We start from the raw sequence: 19425 nt of genomic DNA, 5'->3' as shown, positions 1-19425 counted from the left end.
AGAAGGTGAAAATAAACTCTGCGCAAACGATTGACCACTCAAATTGCGGGTCGGAACGCGGCGCGGCACTGGCTATTGCCGTGATCGTCGTGGCGATTCTCTCGATCGTCGGTCTGACCGCGCTCGCGTTCTCCTCGAGCGAGGCGCGGATCGCCGGGAGCGATCTTAATCGGACGCACGCGTTTTATGCGGCATCGGCAGGGCTCGAGAAGATGACCAACGATTTCAGCAACGTCTTTCGGGAAAAACTATCCCCGACGGCGTCCGACATCGACGTCATCCGCAACTCGCCGCCGCCCGAATTGGTGACCGAGGGGTTTCAGTTCACCCAGACATTGGCCGAAGACACTGACCGGCTCGCGGAACTTCGCAATACCCAAGGCTTGCCGTCGAATGTCTATCCGCGCGTCAACATTCCGGACGGCCCGTACTCGGGACTTTACGCCTCGATCGTACCGTACAAGATGACCTCGACCGCGAAGAACTTCGGTACCCGTTCGGAAGTGAAACTGCAGCGCGAGTTCAATAACTATCTTGTCCCTTTGTTCCAATTCGGGATGTTCAGCAACGACGACATCGAGATCCATCCCGGACCGCTGATGACTTTCAACGGCCGCATCCATAGCAACCGCAACATCTACGCGCTGCGAAACACCAAGTTTCTGAACCGTCTGACGATGGCGGGAGAATTCATCAGGGATGCTTGGCGTGGAGGCGAACCGAACAGTTCGGGCGGCAACACGAACGTCTGGGTCGAAGTCAACGGGCTTAACGTTCAAAGCACGATCGGAAACGGCAGCGTCAAATCCGGCAGCGGCACGGTCGGTGGTCCGCAGTTCACCGGAGCGGCGTCGACACAGCGCGGCTTCTTTCCTGATAGTCCGCTGGGAATCGCGAACAGCAATTGGGAATCACTCTCGGTCGCGACCCCTGCAAGCGGCGACGTCGACAAATTTGCCGGAAAGATCCTGACGCGAACGACGGGCGCGACACAACTCAAGCTTCCGCTCGAACTAAACGGGAATTCGCCGGCCGAACTGATCAAGAGACTGTTGCCGTCCGACGGCGAAATTGTCGGAATGTCGCGCTATCATTCGAAATCCGAGATCCGAATCATCATCGACGACGAATCGGCTGGAAACGGAACGTCGAACGTCGCCGGAATCCCGGCCGGAAAAGGTCTTCTTCTATCGAGTTTCACTCCTTCGGTGTTCACCGGAGCGAATCCGTTGCGGCTTATCTCCGACGCGGGCGTCGTTGGCGGCTCCAACGTTTCGCAGCGTCTTCCGGACACGACCGTGACAACAGCTCAAACCGTGCGCGGCATAAAACTCGCCGGTGAGACCGTCGGTGGAAACTACATTCCGTCAGGATCGGGGATCGCCGGCAGGATTCTGATCGAGATCACCAAACCGGACGGCACGACCGTCGATGTTACCCAAACCGTTCTAAGTATGGGCGTTACGCAGGGTGAACCAAACGGGATCGTGTATCTTCAAAGGCCACTTTGGGCGGGTTATGTTCAAGGCAGCCGCGACCGGACCGTCAATGGCCTGACACTCTCGAATCTTACAAGAAACTACCAAACCGCCGCCGACGGCGAGATCGGAGATCCTTCGACGACGTTTCAGGCCAACCGCGGTTTCATCAATTCGCCGATCTCGATAGCCAACGAGGACGGCGGCGCGGTCATTCGCGAACCGGTTCCGAGCGGAGCCCACAACGCGATCGTTCCGATCAATGTCTACAATGTCCGCGAGGGTTGGATCAACTCGTCACTCAACGAATACGAGATCTACGAACGCGGAATGACGAGCGTTGTCGAGATCAATATGCGAAACCTCGCGCGCTGGCTCGACGGCGTTTACGACACGAATTTGCTGTCCGGAACGACGGCCGTCAGTTCGAACATCCGCGGCGACGACGGTTACGTGGTTTACGTCTCGGATCGTCGCGGCGACAAGGTCAAAACCGAATATCTCGCCGACGGTACTGCGTTCGCGAGCACGAACGGAATCGTCGACAACGAGGATATTTACGGGCTTAACGGTACGCTCGACGATGGCGAAGACGTCATCGACTTCGGCTGGAACCTGGGCGGAACAAGCAAAAAAGGAACCCTTCAAAAGGACACGACCGAACTTCCGGATTCCGGTTCGCTTTGTTGCACTCCGTCCGTTTCGAATGCGCCCGTTGCGGATCGCCTGACGCGTTCGAACACGGCGCTGAGTTGGTTCAACACGAACAACTACTTTCGCCGTGCCGTGCGATTGTTCGACGGTGACACTCTCAGTGTTACCGCCGGAACCGGCAAACTCTCGCCGACAAAGGGAATCACGATAGCCTCGGAGAATATGGTCTATGTCTGGGGAAATCTCAACACAACGGGCGTGGCGAGCATTCCGACCGGCGGTTCGACATTGAATGACGGCGGATTTCTCGGACCCCAGATTCCTTCGTCGGTCGTCTGCGACGCGTTTTACGCGCTTTCAAGGACGTGGTTCGATGCTTCAAGCACGCTTTATCCGGAAGGATCGAGCAACGCCCGCGCGATCAGCGGGGAAGCATATCGACTCGCGGACGAAGGCGCCTCGACGAGCGAAGGGACGGCGGTCCGCACGGCGATCATCGCCGGAAACTCGATCTCCGCTCTGACCGCTTCGCCGGGGCGGGACCTGGCCGGCAAAAAGATCAACGGCGGAATCATCAACTACCCGCGATTTCAAGAGATCTGGAACTGGACCGGGGGGATCGCAACGTGGAGCTATTCCGGTTCATTTGTGCCGCTTTTCAAATCGACGCAGGCGATGGCGCAATGGGAGAACAGCACTTCGATCATTTACTTGCCGCCGCGCCGCAACTGGGGCTTCGATTCGACGTTTCTGTCGCCGAACAAACTGCCGCCCGGAACGCCGTTCTTCCAATATGTGCAGGCGACAGGTTTCCGTTTGAGCCTGAACTAGCTTTGATCGAATCAGGGAGATCGAAAAAGAGAGACAAATGAAGAACCGAACAACAGCTCAAAGCGGCTTCTCAATGGTCGAACTGATCGTCGTGATGGTGGTCACGATGATCGTGCTCTCCGGCGTCTTCACGTTGATGCGCGGCGCGATCACATCGGCGAACGCGAACTATGAAATGACCGGTGCGACGCAGAGTATGCGGAACGCGCAGGAGTACATCACACGCGACATCCTGACCGCCGCCGACGGGCTCAAAGGAACGACGAACATTTGGCTTTCGACGCAGTTCGTCACCAAATACCTGACGACGCGGACCGCGTCCGAGATCGATCCTTCGAACATCGGGTTCACGAACGTCGGCAGCATCGTTACCGACAACAACATCGCCGCCGGCGTGGTGATACACGATTCGACTCCGGCCTCGACGCTTCTGCCGAACTCTGATCGAATCACCTTTCTCGTCACCGATACAACCTTTTCACCGGTCGATATACCCGCTTGGTGGACCAATTACGACTCCGGCAAGATCTGGATACCGGGCGGTGACGTATCGCGCTTCAGCACGGGCGAGATCTATTATCTTTCGAGCGGAGGAACGGGATCATTCGGGACGATCACCAATGTGAACGCGCCGGACTGGTCGATCTCTTGGGGCAACGGCGATGCGCAAGGTCTCAACCGGCTCGGATGGACATCGCCATTGGCTTCGGCTACAAACTACGGCCAGAATCCTTCGACTCTGAAGCGTGTCAACATCGTTCAGTATTTCGTCGACGCCGAAGGCCGGCTGATACGCCGCGTTTTCGGGGTCAAGGGACAGGCGTTTCTCGACAGCATCGTCGCCGAACATCTGGTCACGCTGCAGTTTCGGTATGTTATGAAGCCGGGCGTGGACACGACGATTCTCGAACAACCTGTCGAAAACGTCGCGTTTGACGAAGCGTCGCTGATACGGACGATCGAACTGAGCATTTCGGTTCGCACCGCCTACCAACTGCAGGACGGCGACTATCATCAGGTTGAAGGCACGACCAAGATCGGTGTCCGAAACATACAGTTTCTCGAAGCCGCCGTGCCGCGCGATTCGCAGGGTAATACGGATCTTCCGTATCCGGGGCCGACACCCTGGGTGACGCCGACGCCTCTGCCGACCCCGATACCGACGCCGACACCGGTTCCGACACCGACGCCGACGCCAAGTCCGACGCCTTTCCCGACAACGACACCGACACCGGTTCCGACGCCTACGCCGACGGCGACGCCAGTTCCAACGCCGACCCCGACGCCGGTTCCGACTCCGACACCGACGCCAACTCCGGGCAGCGGCGAGGGCTTGAAGACCGGTATCGGTTGAAATCACCGGGTTGTCTGTCGGCGCGAGCCCCGGATGGCGCCGTGGACAATAGCTTCAGATGCCGTGGGAAAACTCCGTCGGGCTACGAAGGCAGTCAGTACGAGCCACAAATCCAACCGACATACACGAAGATTTGCCTATCAATTGAGGTTGTCTGAAAAGCGGATAAATCCGCTGAAAGCGAATCAGATAAAAGCCTGGGGTGAGCGAAGCGTGACCCCAGGCTTTTAGTCAGATGGGACGCCGACCCTGAAGGTGTCGAAGGTAAGCCGTTGATTGTTGGACCCTTGCAGCATCATAGTGTCGCGGTGTTCAACAAAGGGCGGCGCTCATTTCTTTCGCCTTGCCGCACACTGCTTTGTTGTCCCGTTTGCGACCCACAGGAACCTGGACTTTCCAGACGGCCCCAATTCGAATCACATTTCCTTGTTTCTCATAGCCCTCGCATCCCGACGGAGTTTTGAAACAGCTTCTGAAGCTAGTGGAAACATTGCGACGCCCGATTGCCAACGCATTCGAGACGTCCCTACTCCGAAAGATAACCCGAGGCAACCGGAACATCGGCCGCAATTCCGAAATTGACGATGAGCGTGCCGCCTGAACTCTTTTGCGCGTACCACGTTCCGTTTCTGTAGACCGCAACGTCCGTAAGGCCGTCGCCGTCATAATCGGCGGATGCCGGGATGTCGGTCGAGAAACCGAACTGCGTCGCCGTGAAACCGAGCGAACTGCGGAGCAAATACCACGTGTTGTTCGACGGCCGAAAAATCGCCAGATCCGCGCGTCCGTCGCCGTCGTAATCGCCTTGAACCGGTTTGTCGCCATTGAGCCCGAACTGCTGGATCGTGAATCCGCCATCTGTCGTCCGCCAGATGTACCAAACTCCGGTCGACGGTCGCCAGACGGCGAGTTCGGTCTTGCCGTCGGCGTCGTAATCGCCCTGCGCGATCTTGTCGGTCGAAATGCCGAATTGACGGATATCGTACGTTGAATCAGAACTTCTGAAAATGTACCAGACGCCGGTCGATGGCCGCCAGACGGCGAGATCGGACTTCAGGTCGCCGTCATAGTCGCCGACCACCGGAATATCGCCGTTTGAGCCAAATTGCGTGATGATGAATCCGGACCCGTCACTCTTGCGGATAAACCACTGTCCGGTCGAAGGCCGGAAAATTGCCTGATCGGTCTTGCCGTCGCCATCGTAATCGCCCGGCGCGATGCGGTCGCCATTCGACCCGAACTGCGAGGACTGAAATCCGTTGTTGGTTGTGTTGAGCGAGTACCAGACTCCGGTCGATGGGCGCCAGACGGCAATGTCGCTCGTTCCGTCGGCGTCGAAATTCGAGATCGCGGAGCCCGAAAGCGTCGCCTTCTGAGCCGTATAGATATAGTCGCCGCCAGTCGTCGAGTCGCTGTTGGCGGCGTTTCCGGCAACATAGAAACTCACCTTCCCGGCGCGGCGGTTCGGGGCCGTCCAGGTAAAATTCCAGGTCTTCGAGCCGAATTGGGTCGGGATCACGCCGTCGACCGTATGATGGACATAGCGCCGCTGGTTTCCGCCGACGATCCCCGTCGCAAACTGGGTTTGCGGCGGAACCTGCGTCGGCAGCGTAAACGTTCCGACCTCGCGCCCCAAACTGTCGACGGCGGTCATCTGAAAGCCGTAAATGACGGCGTCGGCCTGGGCGGTCGTGACCGTGACCGGTATCTGCTGATTCGGCAGATAATTCGCCGGTATCGCGCCGATCGTGACGCTTCCGGTCCCGCTGTTCACGGTAAACTCCGAATGACACGCCGTACAGTTCGACTCGCCGGGCGCGCCGGTGTTCGAGGCGGTCGGCCCCGATGCGGATGCGTCGATCCGACGTTCAAAATAGCCTTGAAATCCGACCAGCGAAACCAGCGCGCAAACAAGAACAACGCCGACCTTTGCGACAAAGACATTACTATACGATCTTTTCATTGAATCTAACTCCGTACGAAGGAACTACTATATGACGCCCGGCAGCATCGGAAAGTCTGATGAATTATACCGTTCCGGCGTCAGAAACTAAACTTCGTCCGAGACAAAGCGGAGTTGGGAATCAAACAGCGGATTGTCATCGCCGCGGACCTTCGCGTATTCGCCGTTTGAAAGCAACCGCGATGCGTTAGTGTTGTCGGCCAGATAAACCGGGAGAATCTCATCAATTATGTGGCGCCGCAACGCCCGATCGAGGATCGGCACGACCGCCTCGACGCGCCGGTCCAGATTTCGATGCATCCAGTCGGCACTGCCGATGAAGACCCGTTCGTCACCCGCGTTTTGAAAATAGAAGATCCGGCTGTGTTCGAGAAAACGACCGACGATCGATGTAACCCGGATATTGTCGGAAAGCCCGGGAACTCCCGGTCGCAAGACGCATATGCCGCGGATGATGAGATCGATCTCGACGCCGGCCTGAGATGCTCGATAGAGTTCCGAAATGATCCGGTCGTCAGTCAAACTGTTCGCTTTGGCGATTATCCGCGCCGGTTTTCCGTCGATTTTGTTCTGCGTTTCGCGGCGGATCAGGTCGATCAGCCGGTCGCGGAGATTGATCGGGGCGATGAGCAGTTGCCGGAACTCGGTTTGATAGGAATAGCCCGTCAGGAAGTTAAAAAGGTCGGTTGCGTCCGCGCCGATTTCCGGATCGCACGTGAGGAGCCCGATGTCTGTGTAGATGCGCGATGTAAATGGATTGTAGTTGCCCGTCGCGATATGCACATAACGCCGCAGTTCGTCGTCTTCATTGCGGATCACGAGCGTCACCTTCGAATGCGTCTTAAGGCCCCGCATTCCGTAGATCACGTGGACCCCCTCGTTCTCCAACAAACGTGCCCATTCGATGTTGTTCTCCTCGTCGAAACGCGCCTTCAGTTCGACGAGGGCCGCAACCTGTTTGCCGTTCTGGCTCGCTTTCATCAGCGATTTGATGACCGGGGAGTTCTTGCCCGTCCGGTAAAGACAGATCTTGATCGCCTGGACCTGTTCATCCTCCGCGGCGGCGTCGATGAAGTCTGTGACCGTGCTGTAGGCGGTGTATGGGTGGTGGAGCAAAATGTCCTGCTTACTGATCACGTCAAAAACGTTGTCGCCCGACTGGAGCGGCGCGGGAATCGAATACGTGATCGGGACATCCTTCAGATCCGGACGGTCGAGCGAGTAGATCCGCATCAGATCGGGGATATTGATCGGGCCGCTGACGCGAAAAACATCGTGTTCGGTGAGGCCGATCGATCCCGCCAGAAAATTGACCATTTCATCGGGCATTCCGTCCGCAACCTCCATCCGCACCGGAAAACTGAAGCGCCGCTGATGGTGGAGTTCGCGCTCCATCGTGCGCAAAATGTCGCCGGCCTCGTCTTCGCGGATCTCGATGTCGGCGTCGCGCGTGATCCGGAACAGATGCGCGGAATGCGGCTTCATATTCGGGAACAGGTGCCGGACGTTGGCGCCGATCATCTCTCCGAGGAGCGCAAACCGGGAACCGGAGTCGTCGATCGGGACGATCCGCGGAACGTTCGGAGGCAATTTGACGCGGACAAATCGGCGACCAGTGAAAATATGGCGCGCCGGATACTTGACCGGGATACGCGGCGGTTCGACCATCAGGCCGAGATTCAAACTGAGGTTCGAGATAAACGGGAAAGGATGACTGACATCGACCGCCTGTGGCGTCAAAACCGGGAAAACGTGGGTTTTGAAATATTCATTGAGACGTGATTTGATCTCGCGGGACAAACCTCGAAACGAGCAGAGTTTGATGCCTTCGGCCGCAAGCGCCGGCAAGATCTCCTCGTTCAGGCATCTCATCTGCTCGGAAAGCATCGGGCGCAGGCGTTCGCGGATCGCTTTCAGCTGCTCGCCGGCGGTCAATCCGTCGGGCGACAATCTGACAACGTTCTCCGCGATCTGTTCCTTGAGGCCCGAGACGCGAATCATAAAAAACTCGTCGAGGTTGGTCGAGAATATCGACAGGAACTTGAGTCTTTCGAGCAACGGGTTCGACTGATCGAGTGCTTCGTTCAGAACCCGACGGTTGAACTCAAGCCAACTCAATTCGCGATTGAACAAAAGGCCCTCGGAATCCCGGCGACCGGAGTTCGAAATCGACCGAGCTGATTGTAAGGTAGTGCTAAGATCCATCGGAGTCTGGCGGATTGCTCACCGCTTCACAGAAGTTTAAGGAGATAAAGGACTAAAGGCAACATTCGCGGCGAAGATTCCGGCATATTTTCAACAAAATAAAATCGGCCGGCGGTATTTAAGCCGCCGGCCGAAGTCCTATTGGTCAATTTGACCGGTTACGGAACGTACGATCTCGGAATCGCTTTGTCAGTCGCGATACCGAAGTTCGCAACCGCAATGCCCGAGGTCGAACGGTTGAGCCACCACTGACCATTGCGATAAATGGCGTAGTCGTCCTTACCGTCACCGTCATAATCTCCCGGTACCGGAACATCGCCTGAAGCGCCCCAAACGGTGATGACCGTCATCGAGTCACTGCTCTTCGTAACGAACCACTGACCCGTGCTCGGACGGAAGACCGCAACATCGTCCTTGTTGTCGCCGTCGTAGTCAGCCGGGACAAGAATGTCGCCTGCCGAGCCGAGAGAGACATTCGATGAACCGCCGCCCGAAAGCTGTCGCAGCCACGAACCGGCACGGTAGACCGTTAGGTCGCCCTTGCCGTCGCCGTCGAAGTCGCCGGCCACCGGTACGTCGCCCGCTTGACCGAACGTCGTGACCGTGGTCCCGCCGGCGCTCTTGATGACATACCAAGTGTTGTTGGAAGGACGGAACACCGCGATGTCGGCTTTGCCGTCACCATCGTAGTCCGTAACTACCGGAACATCGCCCGCAAGCCCCCAAGAAGCGCCGGTCAAGGTAAAGCCGTTGCTGTTGAGGATGTAGAAGTCGGGCTGTGCCGGATCGGCCGTTGCACGGAAGACTGCGGTGTCGGTCTTGCTGTCACCGTCATAGTCGCCCGGTGTCAGAACGTCGGCTGCCAGTCCCCAATTAAGAACCTGGAATCCAGCCGTCGAACGGTTCAGATACCAGTTGCCTTCGCTCGGACGGAAGATCGAGAGATCGGTCTTGCCGTCGCCATCGAAGTCAGCACGCGATTTGACCGAAATGGCCGGCGCGCAGGTGTAGCTGCTGACGATCGCAACGTCATCGACGTTGACGCCGGTCGAAGCGACCGAGCTGTCGCTCGCCATTCTCCATCTGAACTGAACGGAATTTCCGTTCGCATTCGCCGGGAGAGTGACGACCGTGTCGATATAACCGCCGGCGGATGTTCCGGACCAAGCCATACGGCCGCCGATCGGACTGGTGAACGACGTCGAGATCGTCGCGTTGTAGCCGCCGCTGACGAAGGTGCCGCCGGCGGTGACGATGTCCTGGAACGCGCCCGCGTTGACCGACGGGTTGGCGATCTCAAGGACCATACCGTCAAAGGTCGATTCCGTCACGTACTTGTTCTTGAAGCTCAGCTGTGCGGCCGTCGAAGTGATCGGAACCGCGGGGCTGACCAGCGACGACATATTGACCGTTGCCGGATCGTTCGCGAAGGCCGAGTTCGGAGCCGAATTCGGTCCCGTAGCGGTCGTCGCCCAAGTAATTCCGGTGCCGGAATCCTGCGTCGTCGTCCAGCCGGCAGGAAGTGCCGGAGGCGTAACGCCGTCGAAGTTCTGCGTAATGCCGGCCGGTGAACCGAGAACGAAACTACGCATCTGCGGCGACTGCGCGCCGATCGCGCTGCCGATGTTGATGGTCACCATCTGGGTGCTTCCGCAAGGGGCTGCGCCCGGGATGGCAAACGGGATGTTCATCGATACGGTCGCGCCGTTCGCCATGTTGCCATAAGCGACATTCGGACCGCCGTTGACGTTTGCCGTGACGGCGTTGACGGTCGCGCCGGTGGTGTTGGTGATCGCAACGCTCAAAAGAACGTTTTCACCCGGTTCCGGAACGCCGTTGTTGTTGCCGGTCGAATCGTTGACCGAGAACGGATTGGTCATCACGACGTTCGGAAGATCGAACGCTTCGACGACAACCGTGTTGTTCGCGCCGGTTCCGGCATTCGTGACAGCCGCGCTGAAACCTGCGCCGCGAACACGGAAACCTTCACGGACGTCGACAACGTCCGCAGCCGCCTCAGGGGCGAGCGGCAGAGCGGCCGCCGCTGCGATAATGGCGTCGCGTTCCTGAAGGATCGTCGGGCCGATCGGAGCAAGCTTCATGCCGTCCGTGACAACCTGCAGGGCGCGGGTCGTGCCGGCCGTAAAGCCGAGACGCGTGACCAAACGGTTGCGGACTTCCCAAAGCATCGAGCTCCAGATCTCGCCGATATTGTGAACCTGGTCGCAGGTCGTGACGCCGATCGGGCCGCGCGGGAACGCGCTGTTCGGCGGCGGATTCGACGTCGTCGTTCCGATCAGCGTGTTGCAGTCGGCATTGACGTACCGGAACGTGAACGGGTTATGCGGTTTTCCGTTCGCGCCGAGGAATGTGATCGGAGCGCGCGGGAAACGGCGGATGCCGTAGTAGTAGTTGCCGGTAAATCCGGCCGAGATCAAATATGTCGCGTAGCCGCCCGTCGTGTAGATGCCGTTGATCGGATCCGTCGGTTCGGCCAAAAGCGTGTACGAATAGAAATCCGACCAGCCTTCACCCATACCGCGGGCCATATTCGTCGAGAGACCCGAAGCGTTTCCGTGGAGACGGTTCGATGTGCCGTGCGTCGCTTCGTGGATGATGACTTCGGCATCGGCCGTTCCATCATAGTCCGGAGTCGGCCCGGTCCAGACGAACATCTGCATACGTCCGCGTCCGCCGTCTGCCGGCGTCGAGAAGTTGGCGTTGTTCGTGCCCGAAGAATCCTGGCCTTCAGCCGAAATTCGGTCGGCACCGGCGCCGCCACGGGCAAAGTTGTCCGTTTGGAAGTTGAACGCCGCTTCGGTGAATCCGCGTTCATACATTGAATCGTGATAACGGTTCATCACGTAGAACATCTGGATGACCGCACCGCGCTGGGCTTGCGCCGTCAGCGGGTCGTCTCCCGGAGCGGGGCTTCCCGGTGCCGGGTTCCAGGTCGAATCGAAAATGCGGGTCGGCGATCCGGTCTGCGGAGCGTCGACGCCGTTTGTGCCATCGCGGTCGATACCCGCTTCGAGCGCGTTGCCGTCCGTGACGTTGGCCGCATCGGTGATCCATCCGTTGTTGTTGAACGTGTTCGGAGCTTCGTTACCGATCAACGTGACGTTCGAACGGGTCAAAAGCGCGCCTTGCGTTCCAAGCGTCGGATCTATCGGACCCGGCGACAGCGGTGCCGGCGAATCCGCCGCCTTCATAAACGCGTTCGTGTTGTTGTAGATCTGATAGGTTGCCGCTTGGGTTTGATCTTCCGTGATGTTCTTGCGCCAAAGCATCGTACCTTCGGTGTCGACGATAACGTAAAAAGCGTTGACCGGCTGCCAGATCAAGATGCGCCACGACGGGATTGCCACGCCGGGTTCGGTCGGGAAGTACATTTTTTCCGCGGTCGTCGCCCAGTCTCCGTTGCCGAAGACAGTTTTCAGATCCGACGAAGCCGCCGAATTGACCTCGACATCGAGTTTGGTCGGCTCGGCATTGATGTGCCGAAACGCGGATTTGACCGCGTCGAGCGGATTGCGGAAATCCGACGAAAGCGAATCGTTATCGAGTCCCGGAGCGAGATTGTTGATCACGCGGATCATTTCGCCCGAACGGGTGAAGCCGGCTTTGATCTCGCTGCGGAAAACGGGAATGTTGTTGATTCTCTGTTCGAGATGGGCATACGAAATGTTGCCATCCGGATTCGTGTAGTCGGCAGTGACTTTCAGCGAAGCCGCCTCCTGTTCGTCGACGCCGATCAGGCTGCTGTTCTCCTTCACGAAGTTGCGGAGGATTTCCGACCGCTTCAATGACGAAGGTCCGCTCAGGCGTTCGATGTCGGATTTCCAGACATCGGGCGTGATGACTTCCGGATTTCGGAGTTCGGGATTGTACTCAACCTTCAAGGTCGGCACTTTCGTTCGCAGAGCCTCTTCGCCGCGCACGAAACCTTCCGTGATGTCGGCCGTCATCGCCGCATCCTTGCCCGATGATTGACGGTATTTCATCAACGCATCGCTGGCATCCACCGCCTTTGCAGTGCGGATGTCATAGTTTTCGAGTCCCGGGACGTGGCTTTCGGTTCTGTTCAACAGACCCTTTTGCCCGCCGGCCTCGGTGCGGAACTGAATCGGCAAAATTACCAGCGCCGTCATCAATCCCAAGATAAATACACAAAGCAAAAGCGGATTGCGTGCTTTTGCTGTAGAACTTTTCTGCATTTGTAAGCCCTCCTCAAAGCTAAAAAAACGGAAACTCTAACAACCCTTCGGAAGTTGTTCTAATCGGATAACCTTAAAAATAAGGACAAAATGAACTGAAGTTAAACAAGATAAATGAATTCGTAATCACCGTTCAGACGCTTTAAATGTCTGATTTTGCACAAAATACGTCAATTTTCGGCGGTTCGAACCGACAAAAAAGGGAAACGTCAGCCCGGAATTGTATTAAAAGGAATAGTAAATCGCCGCCAATAACTCATTTCGAATGCCGACTATCATATGACAGAAAATACTTACGCGTCAATCAATTCCGATGTAGATTCGGGCGGATCGCATATTTCCACGAATTATCCAAGAAAAAAGCGGCTTGACGAAATGAATCCGTTCAAACCGCTTTTGCTTGAGTTCATTCCTGCAGACTACGGAATGTAGAGCGTCGGAATCGGTGTGTCGGTCCCGATTCCGAAGGTGATCGCGGTGACGCCGGCGGTCGAGCGGTTGAGCCACCACTGTCCCGAGCCCGAACGATAAATCGCCAGATCGTCCTTGCCGTCGCCGTCATAATCTCCCGGCACCGGCGTGTCGGTCGGGATGCCGAACGTCGTCGCCGACGCGGTGGAGGTCGAACTTGCGATGATCCACCATTGTGCGGTCGAAGGTCGCCAGATCGCGATATCGTCCTTGTTGTCGCCGTCGTAGTCGGCCGGAACGAGTTTGTCGCCGGCCGCGCCGAATGTCTGCGCCGTAACCGGGCCGGTGCTGTTCGATATCCACCACTGGTTCGACGACGGACGGAAGATCGCGATGTCGGTCTTGCCGTCGCCGTCGTAATCGGCGCGAACCGGCACGTCGCCGGCCGCACCGAAACCGGTGATCGTCGTGCCGCCGCCGCTCTTCAGGATGAACCAGGTGTTCGTCGCTGAACGGAAGACCGCCGCGTCGGCATTGCCGTCGCCGTCGTAGTCGCCCACCTGCGGCGTGTCGCCCGTCGTTCCCCATTCACGGGTTGCGATGGTGTTGTTGCCGGACTGCAGGATCCAGAAATCAGGAGACCCCGAAGTCGCCACCGGGCGGAAGACTGACGGATCGGCTTTACCGTCGCCGTCCCAGTCAGCCGGCGTCAAGGTGTCGGTCGCGAGGCCGAAGTTGACGACCGCAAAGCCGGCGGTCGAGCGGTTCAGGTACCAGTTCGACTCCGAAGCGCGGAAGACCGCAACATCCGTCTTGCCGTCGCCGTCGAAGTCGCCGCGGGATTTTACCGCGTTCGGTGTGAACGAGCAGGCGTAGTTGCTGACGACCGCGACGTTGTCGACGTACCAACCCGGATTCGGACCCTGACCGACGGTGTTGTCGTCAGCGCCGAACCGCCACTTGAGCTGTACGTTTTGGCCCGCGGCCGATGCCGGAAGCCTGACGGTGGACGTGACGAAGCCGTTCGAGTTTCCGTTCCAGGCCGCACGGTTGGCGAGCGGGTTGTTGGTGCCCGCGCCAAGGGTGCCGTTATAGCCGTTCGCAACGAAGGCTCCGCCGGCCGCGATAATGTCCTGAAACGCGCCGCCTGCGATGCTGATCTCGAGCGCGCCGCCGTCCCAGCCGGGTTCGGTATCGTACCGATTCCGGAAGGAAACGGTGGAGGCCGGCGAGACGATCGCGATCGTCGGCGATGTCAGATCGCTGCCGCCGCCGACGGTTGCCGGGTTGACCGCGAACGCCGAGTTCGGCGCCGAGTCTGCGAAATTGGTCGAGGTCACGAAATTCTGACCGTTTTGGACAACCGCCGCCGTCCAGCCCACCGGAAACGCCGGCGCCGTAACGCCGTCGAAATTCTCCGTAACACTCGTGATCGGCTGACCGACGATGATCGACCGGTTGAAACTCGTCGCACCGAGACTGCTGTTGACGTTGAACGTCAGATTCAGGACGCTGCCGCAGGGTGTTCCCGGAGCGATCGTGTAAGCGACGTTCGGAGCGACGGTTTGACCGTTGTTGATCGTGCCGATGTTGGCCGATCCGCCGCCGACAACCTGAAGGGTGACGCCGGTCGCTGTGTTTCCGGTGTTGTTGGACAGCGGAATCGAGAGGGAAACCGGTTCTCCGGGTTCCGGAAATCCATCGTTGTCACCGGTCGAATCCGAAACCGTAAATGTCGGTGTCTGAACAAGATTCGGCAGATCGAACGCTTCGGTTACGCGCGTATTGCTCGCGCCGGTTCCGGCGTTCGTAACGACGGCGCTGAAACCCATTCCCCGAATCGCGAATCCCGCCCAAACATCGGCGACATCGGGCGCCGCTTCCGGCGCTGCGGAACTCGCCTGCGCGGCCGCGATTATCGCGTCTCGTTCCTGCAAAAAGGTCGGCCCTACCGGAGCGAGCTTCATTCCGTCCGTTACCAACTGAAGCGTCAGCCGGTTTCCGGTCGCCCAACCGAGCCGCGTCACGAGCTTCGCGCGGACTTCCCACAACGCCGTACTCCAGATCTCGCCGAGGTTGTGAACCTGATCGACGGTCGCCGACCCGACCGGACCACGCGCGAAAGCGCCGTCGGAAACGTTGAATTGCGTCGAGTCGACATCGGCGAAGGTCATCGGGTTGTACGGCAGATTGCCGGCACCGCCGGTGAATGCCTTGACAGCTTTCGGAAAACGGCGGATGCCATAGTAATAGTTGTTGACGAATCCCGCCTGGATCAGATACGTGTCATAGCCCCCGGCGGTGTAAATGCCGTTGATCGGATCCGTCGGTTCGCTGAGCAGGGCGTGGGCGTAAAAGTCCGACCAACCCTCGCCCATTCCGCGCGACATATTGGTCGAAAGCCCGCTGCCGTTGCCGTGAAGGCGATTCGAGAGTCCGTGCGTGTGTTCGTGGATGATGACCTCGGCATCGAAATCTCCGTCGATGTCAGGAGTCGGGCCGGTCCAGAGATACATCTGCATACGGCCGCGCGCACCGTCGGCCGGAGTCGAGAAATTCGCGTTGTTCGTGCCGGAACAATCCTGGGCTTCGGCGGAAACACGGTCGTTCTCGGAACCTCCGCGACCGAAATTGAGTCCTTGGAAATTACGTGCCTGTTCGGTGAATCCGAGCCGATAGAGTTCGTCGTGATACCAGTTGTTGATATAGAAAAGCTGGGTCACCGCGGCGCGCTGGGCGTCGTTCATCCCGTGCGGCTGGACGATCGAAGCGCAAGGGCTCACGACCTCGCCGGCCGGGATCGGGGTGTCGCCCGTGTTCGTGTTCGGATTTAGCGGGTTGACCGGGAAATTGAAGGTTCGGCCGGTTCCGACCGCACGGCCGTTGGTGACATCGACGCCGTTGGTCGAATCGCGGTCGAGCCCGGCCTCGTTGGCGTTGCCGTCCGTCTCGTTCCCGCCGTCGGTGATCCAGCCGTTGTTGTTGAATGTGTACGGCGCCTCGTTTCCGATTCGCGTCACCGAAGTGCGGCTGATCGCGGCACCCTGCGCGCCATTCGGCGATGTCGGCCCGGGCGTCAGGGGAAACGGATTGTCGGCGACGTTGATCATCGCGTTCGGGTTCGCATAAACGTTGTAGGTCGCCGACTGCGTCTGGTCCTCGGTGATATTCTTGCGCCAGAGCATCGTGCCGGTTGCGGCGTCGACGATGACGTAAAACGCGTTTACCGGTTGCCAGATGAGCACCCGCCAGGACGCGCGCGCGACGCCGGGTTCGGTCGGAAAATACATTTTTTCGGCGGTTGTCGCCCAGTCACCGCGGCCAAACTCCGTCCTGAGGTCGTCGGATTCGCCTCGTTTCAGGTCGAGTTTGTTGACGTCGACGTTGGCGTGTCCGGCGGCCGCCTTGACGGCGTCAAGCGGATTGCGGAAATCCGTCGAAAGCGACTCGTAATCGAGACCCGGCGCGAGATTGTTGATAACGCGGATGATCTCGCCGGATTTGGTGAAGCCCGCCTTGATCTCGCCGCGAAAGACCGGAATGCCGTTGATCCGCTGTTCGAGATGCGCGAACGAAAGATTGCCGTCGGGGTTCGTGTAGTCCGCGGTGATCTTCAACTGATCGGCGCCGGCAGCATCGACTCCGATGAGCGAATCGTTTTCCTTGACGAAGCCGCGCAGGATCTCGGCCCGTTTCAGGTTCGACGCGGAAGTCAGAAAATTACGTCCCTGTTTGACGTCCGGCGCGATGACCTCCGGGATCCTGATGTCGGAGTTGTATTCGATCTTGAGCGAGGGCACGCGCCGGCTGAGGAGTTCCTCGCCCGCGACGAATCCGGTCCTGATGTCGGCGACCGCAACGGCGTCTTTGCCGGCTGCGTTGCGAAACTCAACCAGTTTGGGAACTGCTTGCTTGTCGGTCCGAATGTCGTAGTTTTCGAGCCCTTCGACATGGCTTTCGGTCCTTTCGAGCAACCCTTTGCCAGAGGTTCCGGCGGCCGAGCCGAAGCGACCCGGCATAATTGATACAAATGCGATGGCCAACAGAGCGACCAAGGTCAGGAACAGCGGATTACGCGCTTTCTTCATAATAAATAAAATTCTCCTGCGATTCATTGGCCTCGGGTCCCGGCAATCGGTCCAGAGGAAAAGTTCGGGTTTATTTGCTACGATATGACTCTTCGGACCGAAAATGCGGTGTTCGAGTTGTGAATCAGATTCGGAAACACAACAATGTTCACCGCAAACGATAATCGGTGTCAACGCCGGGGCCAAGGATTCTTTTAAAAGTTCCCTCAAAAATACGTCTTAAATGGAAAACGACTTCATACAAAAAATATTTGGCGCCGATGGGCTCATCGCCAGGCACCACCGGCAATACGAACATCGCGACGGGCAGATAAAGATGGCTGAAGCGGTGACGCGCGCCTTCGAACAGAAAAAGCATCTGATCGTCGAAGCTGGAACCGGGACCGGCAAAACGCTCGCCTACCTCGTCCCGGCGATCGCCGCGGCCGTAGGAAACGGCGAGCGCATAATCGTTTCGACCGGAACGAAGAATCTGCAGGAACAGTTAATGGAGAAGGACATTCCGTTTCTGCAGAAGATCTTTCCGAAGAAGTTCACCGCCGCCTATATGAAAGGCCGTTCGAACTATGCGTGCCTGTATAAGATAAAGAAAGCCGAGAATCAGCCGATCCTCGACGGGCTCGACGAGATGGACCATTTTGAAGAAGTTCGCGGCTGGTCGCGTGAATCAGAGACCGGCGACCGCGCCGAACTCGTCGGTCTGCCGGAGAACATCGGGTTCTGGAACCGCATCAACGCCAAGGGCGAAACTTGTCTCGGCCAGCAATGTCCGGATTTCGAGCCGTGTTTCGTGACGCGGATGCGTTCGCGCGCCGAGGGCGCCGACGTGGTCATCGTCAACCATCACCTGTTTTTTGCCGATCTGAACATTCGCGGCAATCAGTACGGCCGCGTCCTGCCCGATTATTCGGCGGTGATCTTCGACGAAGCGCACTTGATCGAGGACATCGCGGCCGACTACTTCGGTTTTCAGGTCTCGAGTTTTCAGCTCGACGAACTGGTCCGCGATGCCGATCAACTTCCGATCACGGACGCGATCGCGACCCGCGATATGTCAAAACTCGGCGCGAAGATAATGACCTTGGCCGATCATTTCTGGATTCGTTTCACGCAGGCGCGCGCTCAGGACGGGCGTTTTCCGCTCGTTCCGGAAGCGTTTGTTCAGCAAGTGCGGGGCGAACTCGAACCGACGCCGCTCGGCGAGGCGTATTTTGAACTTGAGAAAGCGCTCGAAAGGCTCGAATCGGCGGTCGATTTCTGGTCCGACAAGATGACCGAGGCCGAAAGTCTCGTCCGCCGCGTCCGTCAAGCCAAGTTCGACCTTGAATTCATCGTCTCGCAGGCCGAAAAGAACTACGTTTATTGGCTCGAAAAACGTGGCCGCGGGATGTTTTTGCGCGCTTCGCCGATCGATGTCTCGGTGCTGCTCAAGGAAAAACTCTTCGACAAGACCGAGACCGTCGTTCTCACTAGCGCGACGCTTTCGACGAACGGCAAGTTCGATTTCATCCGCGAACGCCTCGGGCTCGAAGGCGAAATGACTGAAACGCTTCTTGCGCCGTCGGCGTTTGACTACGAACGGCAATCGATCATCTATATTCCGAAGGCGATGCCGGATCCGCGCTCGGCGGAGTACAGCCAGATGGCGGCGGCCGAGATCATCAAGCTTTTGTCGATCACGCGCGGGCACGCGTTTGTGCTGTGTACGAGCAATTACGCGATGAACGCGCTTTATGAGTTGGTTTCAATGCGCATAAATTATCCGTGCTTCGTCCAGGGATCGATGTCGAAGGCCGGGATCCTTGAACGATTTCGCGCAACGCCGAATGCGGTCCTGTTCGCGACCTCGAGCTTCTGGCAGGGCGTCGACGTCCAGGGCGATCAGCTTTCGTGCGTCATCATCGACAAGCTTCCGTTCGCCGTTCCGACCGACCCGATCGTCGCCGCGCGGACGCGTTTCATCGACGAGAACGGCGGCAAGTCGTTTTTCGATTATTCGGTGCCGCAGGCGGTGATCGCGCTCAAACAGGGAATCGGGCGGCTGATCCGCAGCAAGACGGACCGCGGCGTGATCGCACTGCTCGACACGCGGCTCAGGACAAAATCTTATGGACGCGATTTTCTGAGTTCGCTCCCGCGCACCCGAATCACGGGCGATCTCGCCGAAGTGGCGAAGATCTTCGACGGCGGACCCTTGCCCGGATCCAAATCGGACGGATAGAAT

General features: G+C 58.2%; 7 protein-coding genes. 3 read left to right on the top strand and 4 right to left on the bottom strand.

All coding sequences use genetic code 11. From position 1 onward, the window contains the following. The first annotated feature begins 5 nt into the window (after nt 1–5). Together IPN69_01375 and IPN69_01370 are read left to right on the top strand one after the other, a co-directional pair. Complete coding sequence (locus IPN69_01375; GenBank protein ID MBK8809370.1) at nt 6–2963, top strand: pilus assembly PilX N-terminal domain-containing protein; 2958 nt, start codon at nt 6–8, stop codon at nt 2961–2963. A 37-nt stretch (nt 2964–3000) separates the two neighbouring features. Then, nucleotides 3001–4317 carry a prepilin-type N-terminal cleavage/methylation domain-containing protein gene (locus IPN69_01370; protein MBK8809369.1) on the top strand — a complete coding sequence of 439 codons (1317 nt, stop codon included), beginning with the start codon at nt 3001–3003 and terminating at the stop codon, nt 4315–4317. 526 nt (nt 4318–4843) lie between these two features. On the opposite strand, the gene IPN69_01365 is transcribed toward IPN69_01370, so the two are convergent. From IPN69_01365 to IPN69_01350, 4 genes are all read right to left on the bottom strand, one after another. Further along, the gene (locus IPN69_01365; GenBank protein MBK8809368.1) at nt 4844–6280 is read right to left on the bottom strand and encodes a VCBS repeat-containing protein; all 1437 of its coding nucleotides are present in this window, start codon (nt 6278–6280) and stop codon (nt 4844–4846) included. A gap of 87 nt (nt 6281–6367) precedes the next feature. Then, nucleotides 6368–8485, bottom strand: a complete 2118-nt coding sequence (gene ppk1 / locus IPN69_01360; GenBank protein MBK8809367.1) for a polyphosphate kinase 1 — start codon at nt 8483–8485, stop codon at nt 6368–6370. Nucleotides 8486–8643: 158 nt separating this feature from the next. After that, nucleotides 8644–12702: a M36 family metallopeptidase gene (locus IPN69_01355; protein ID MBK8809366.1), complete on the bottom strand. Its 4059-nt coding sequence runs from the start codon at nt 12700–12702 to the stop codon at nt 8644–8646. A 419-nt stretch (nt 12703–13121) separates the two neighbouring features. Then, entirely contained in the window at nt 13122–17201 is a 4080-nt protein-coding gene (locus IPN69_01350) for a M36 family metallopeptidase (protein MBK8809365.1), read from the bottom strand. A gap of 223 nt (nt 17202–17424) precedes the next feature. Between IPN69_01350 and IPN69_01345 the strand changes: the two genes are divergently transcribed. Continuing rightward, entirely contained in the window at nt 17425–19422 is a 1998-nt protein-coding gene (locus IPN69_01345) for an ATP-dependent DNA helicase (GenBank protein ID MBK8809364.1), read from the top strand. Nucleotides 19423–19425: the final 3 nt, after the last annotated feature.

Source organism: Acidobacteriota bacterium (assembly GCA_016715115.1).
GTDB lineage: Bacteria > Acidobacteriota > Blastocatellia > Pyrinomonadales > Pyrinomonadaceae > JAFDVJ01.
The sequence above is the reverse complement of the archived record's forward strand: the minus strand, read 5'-3'. Positions and strand labels throughout refer to the sequence as shown.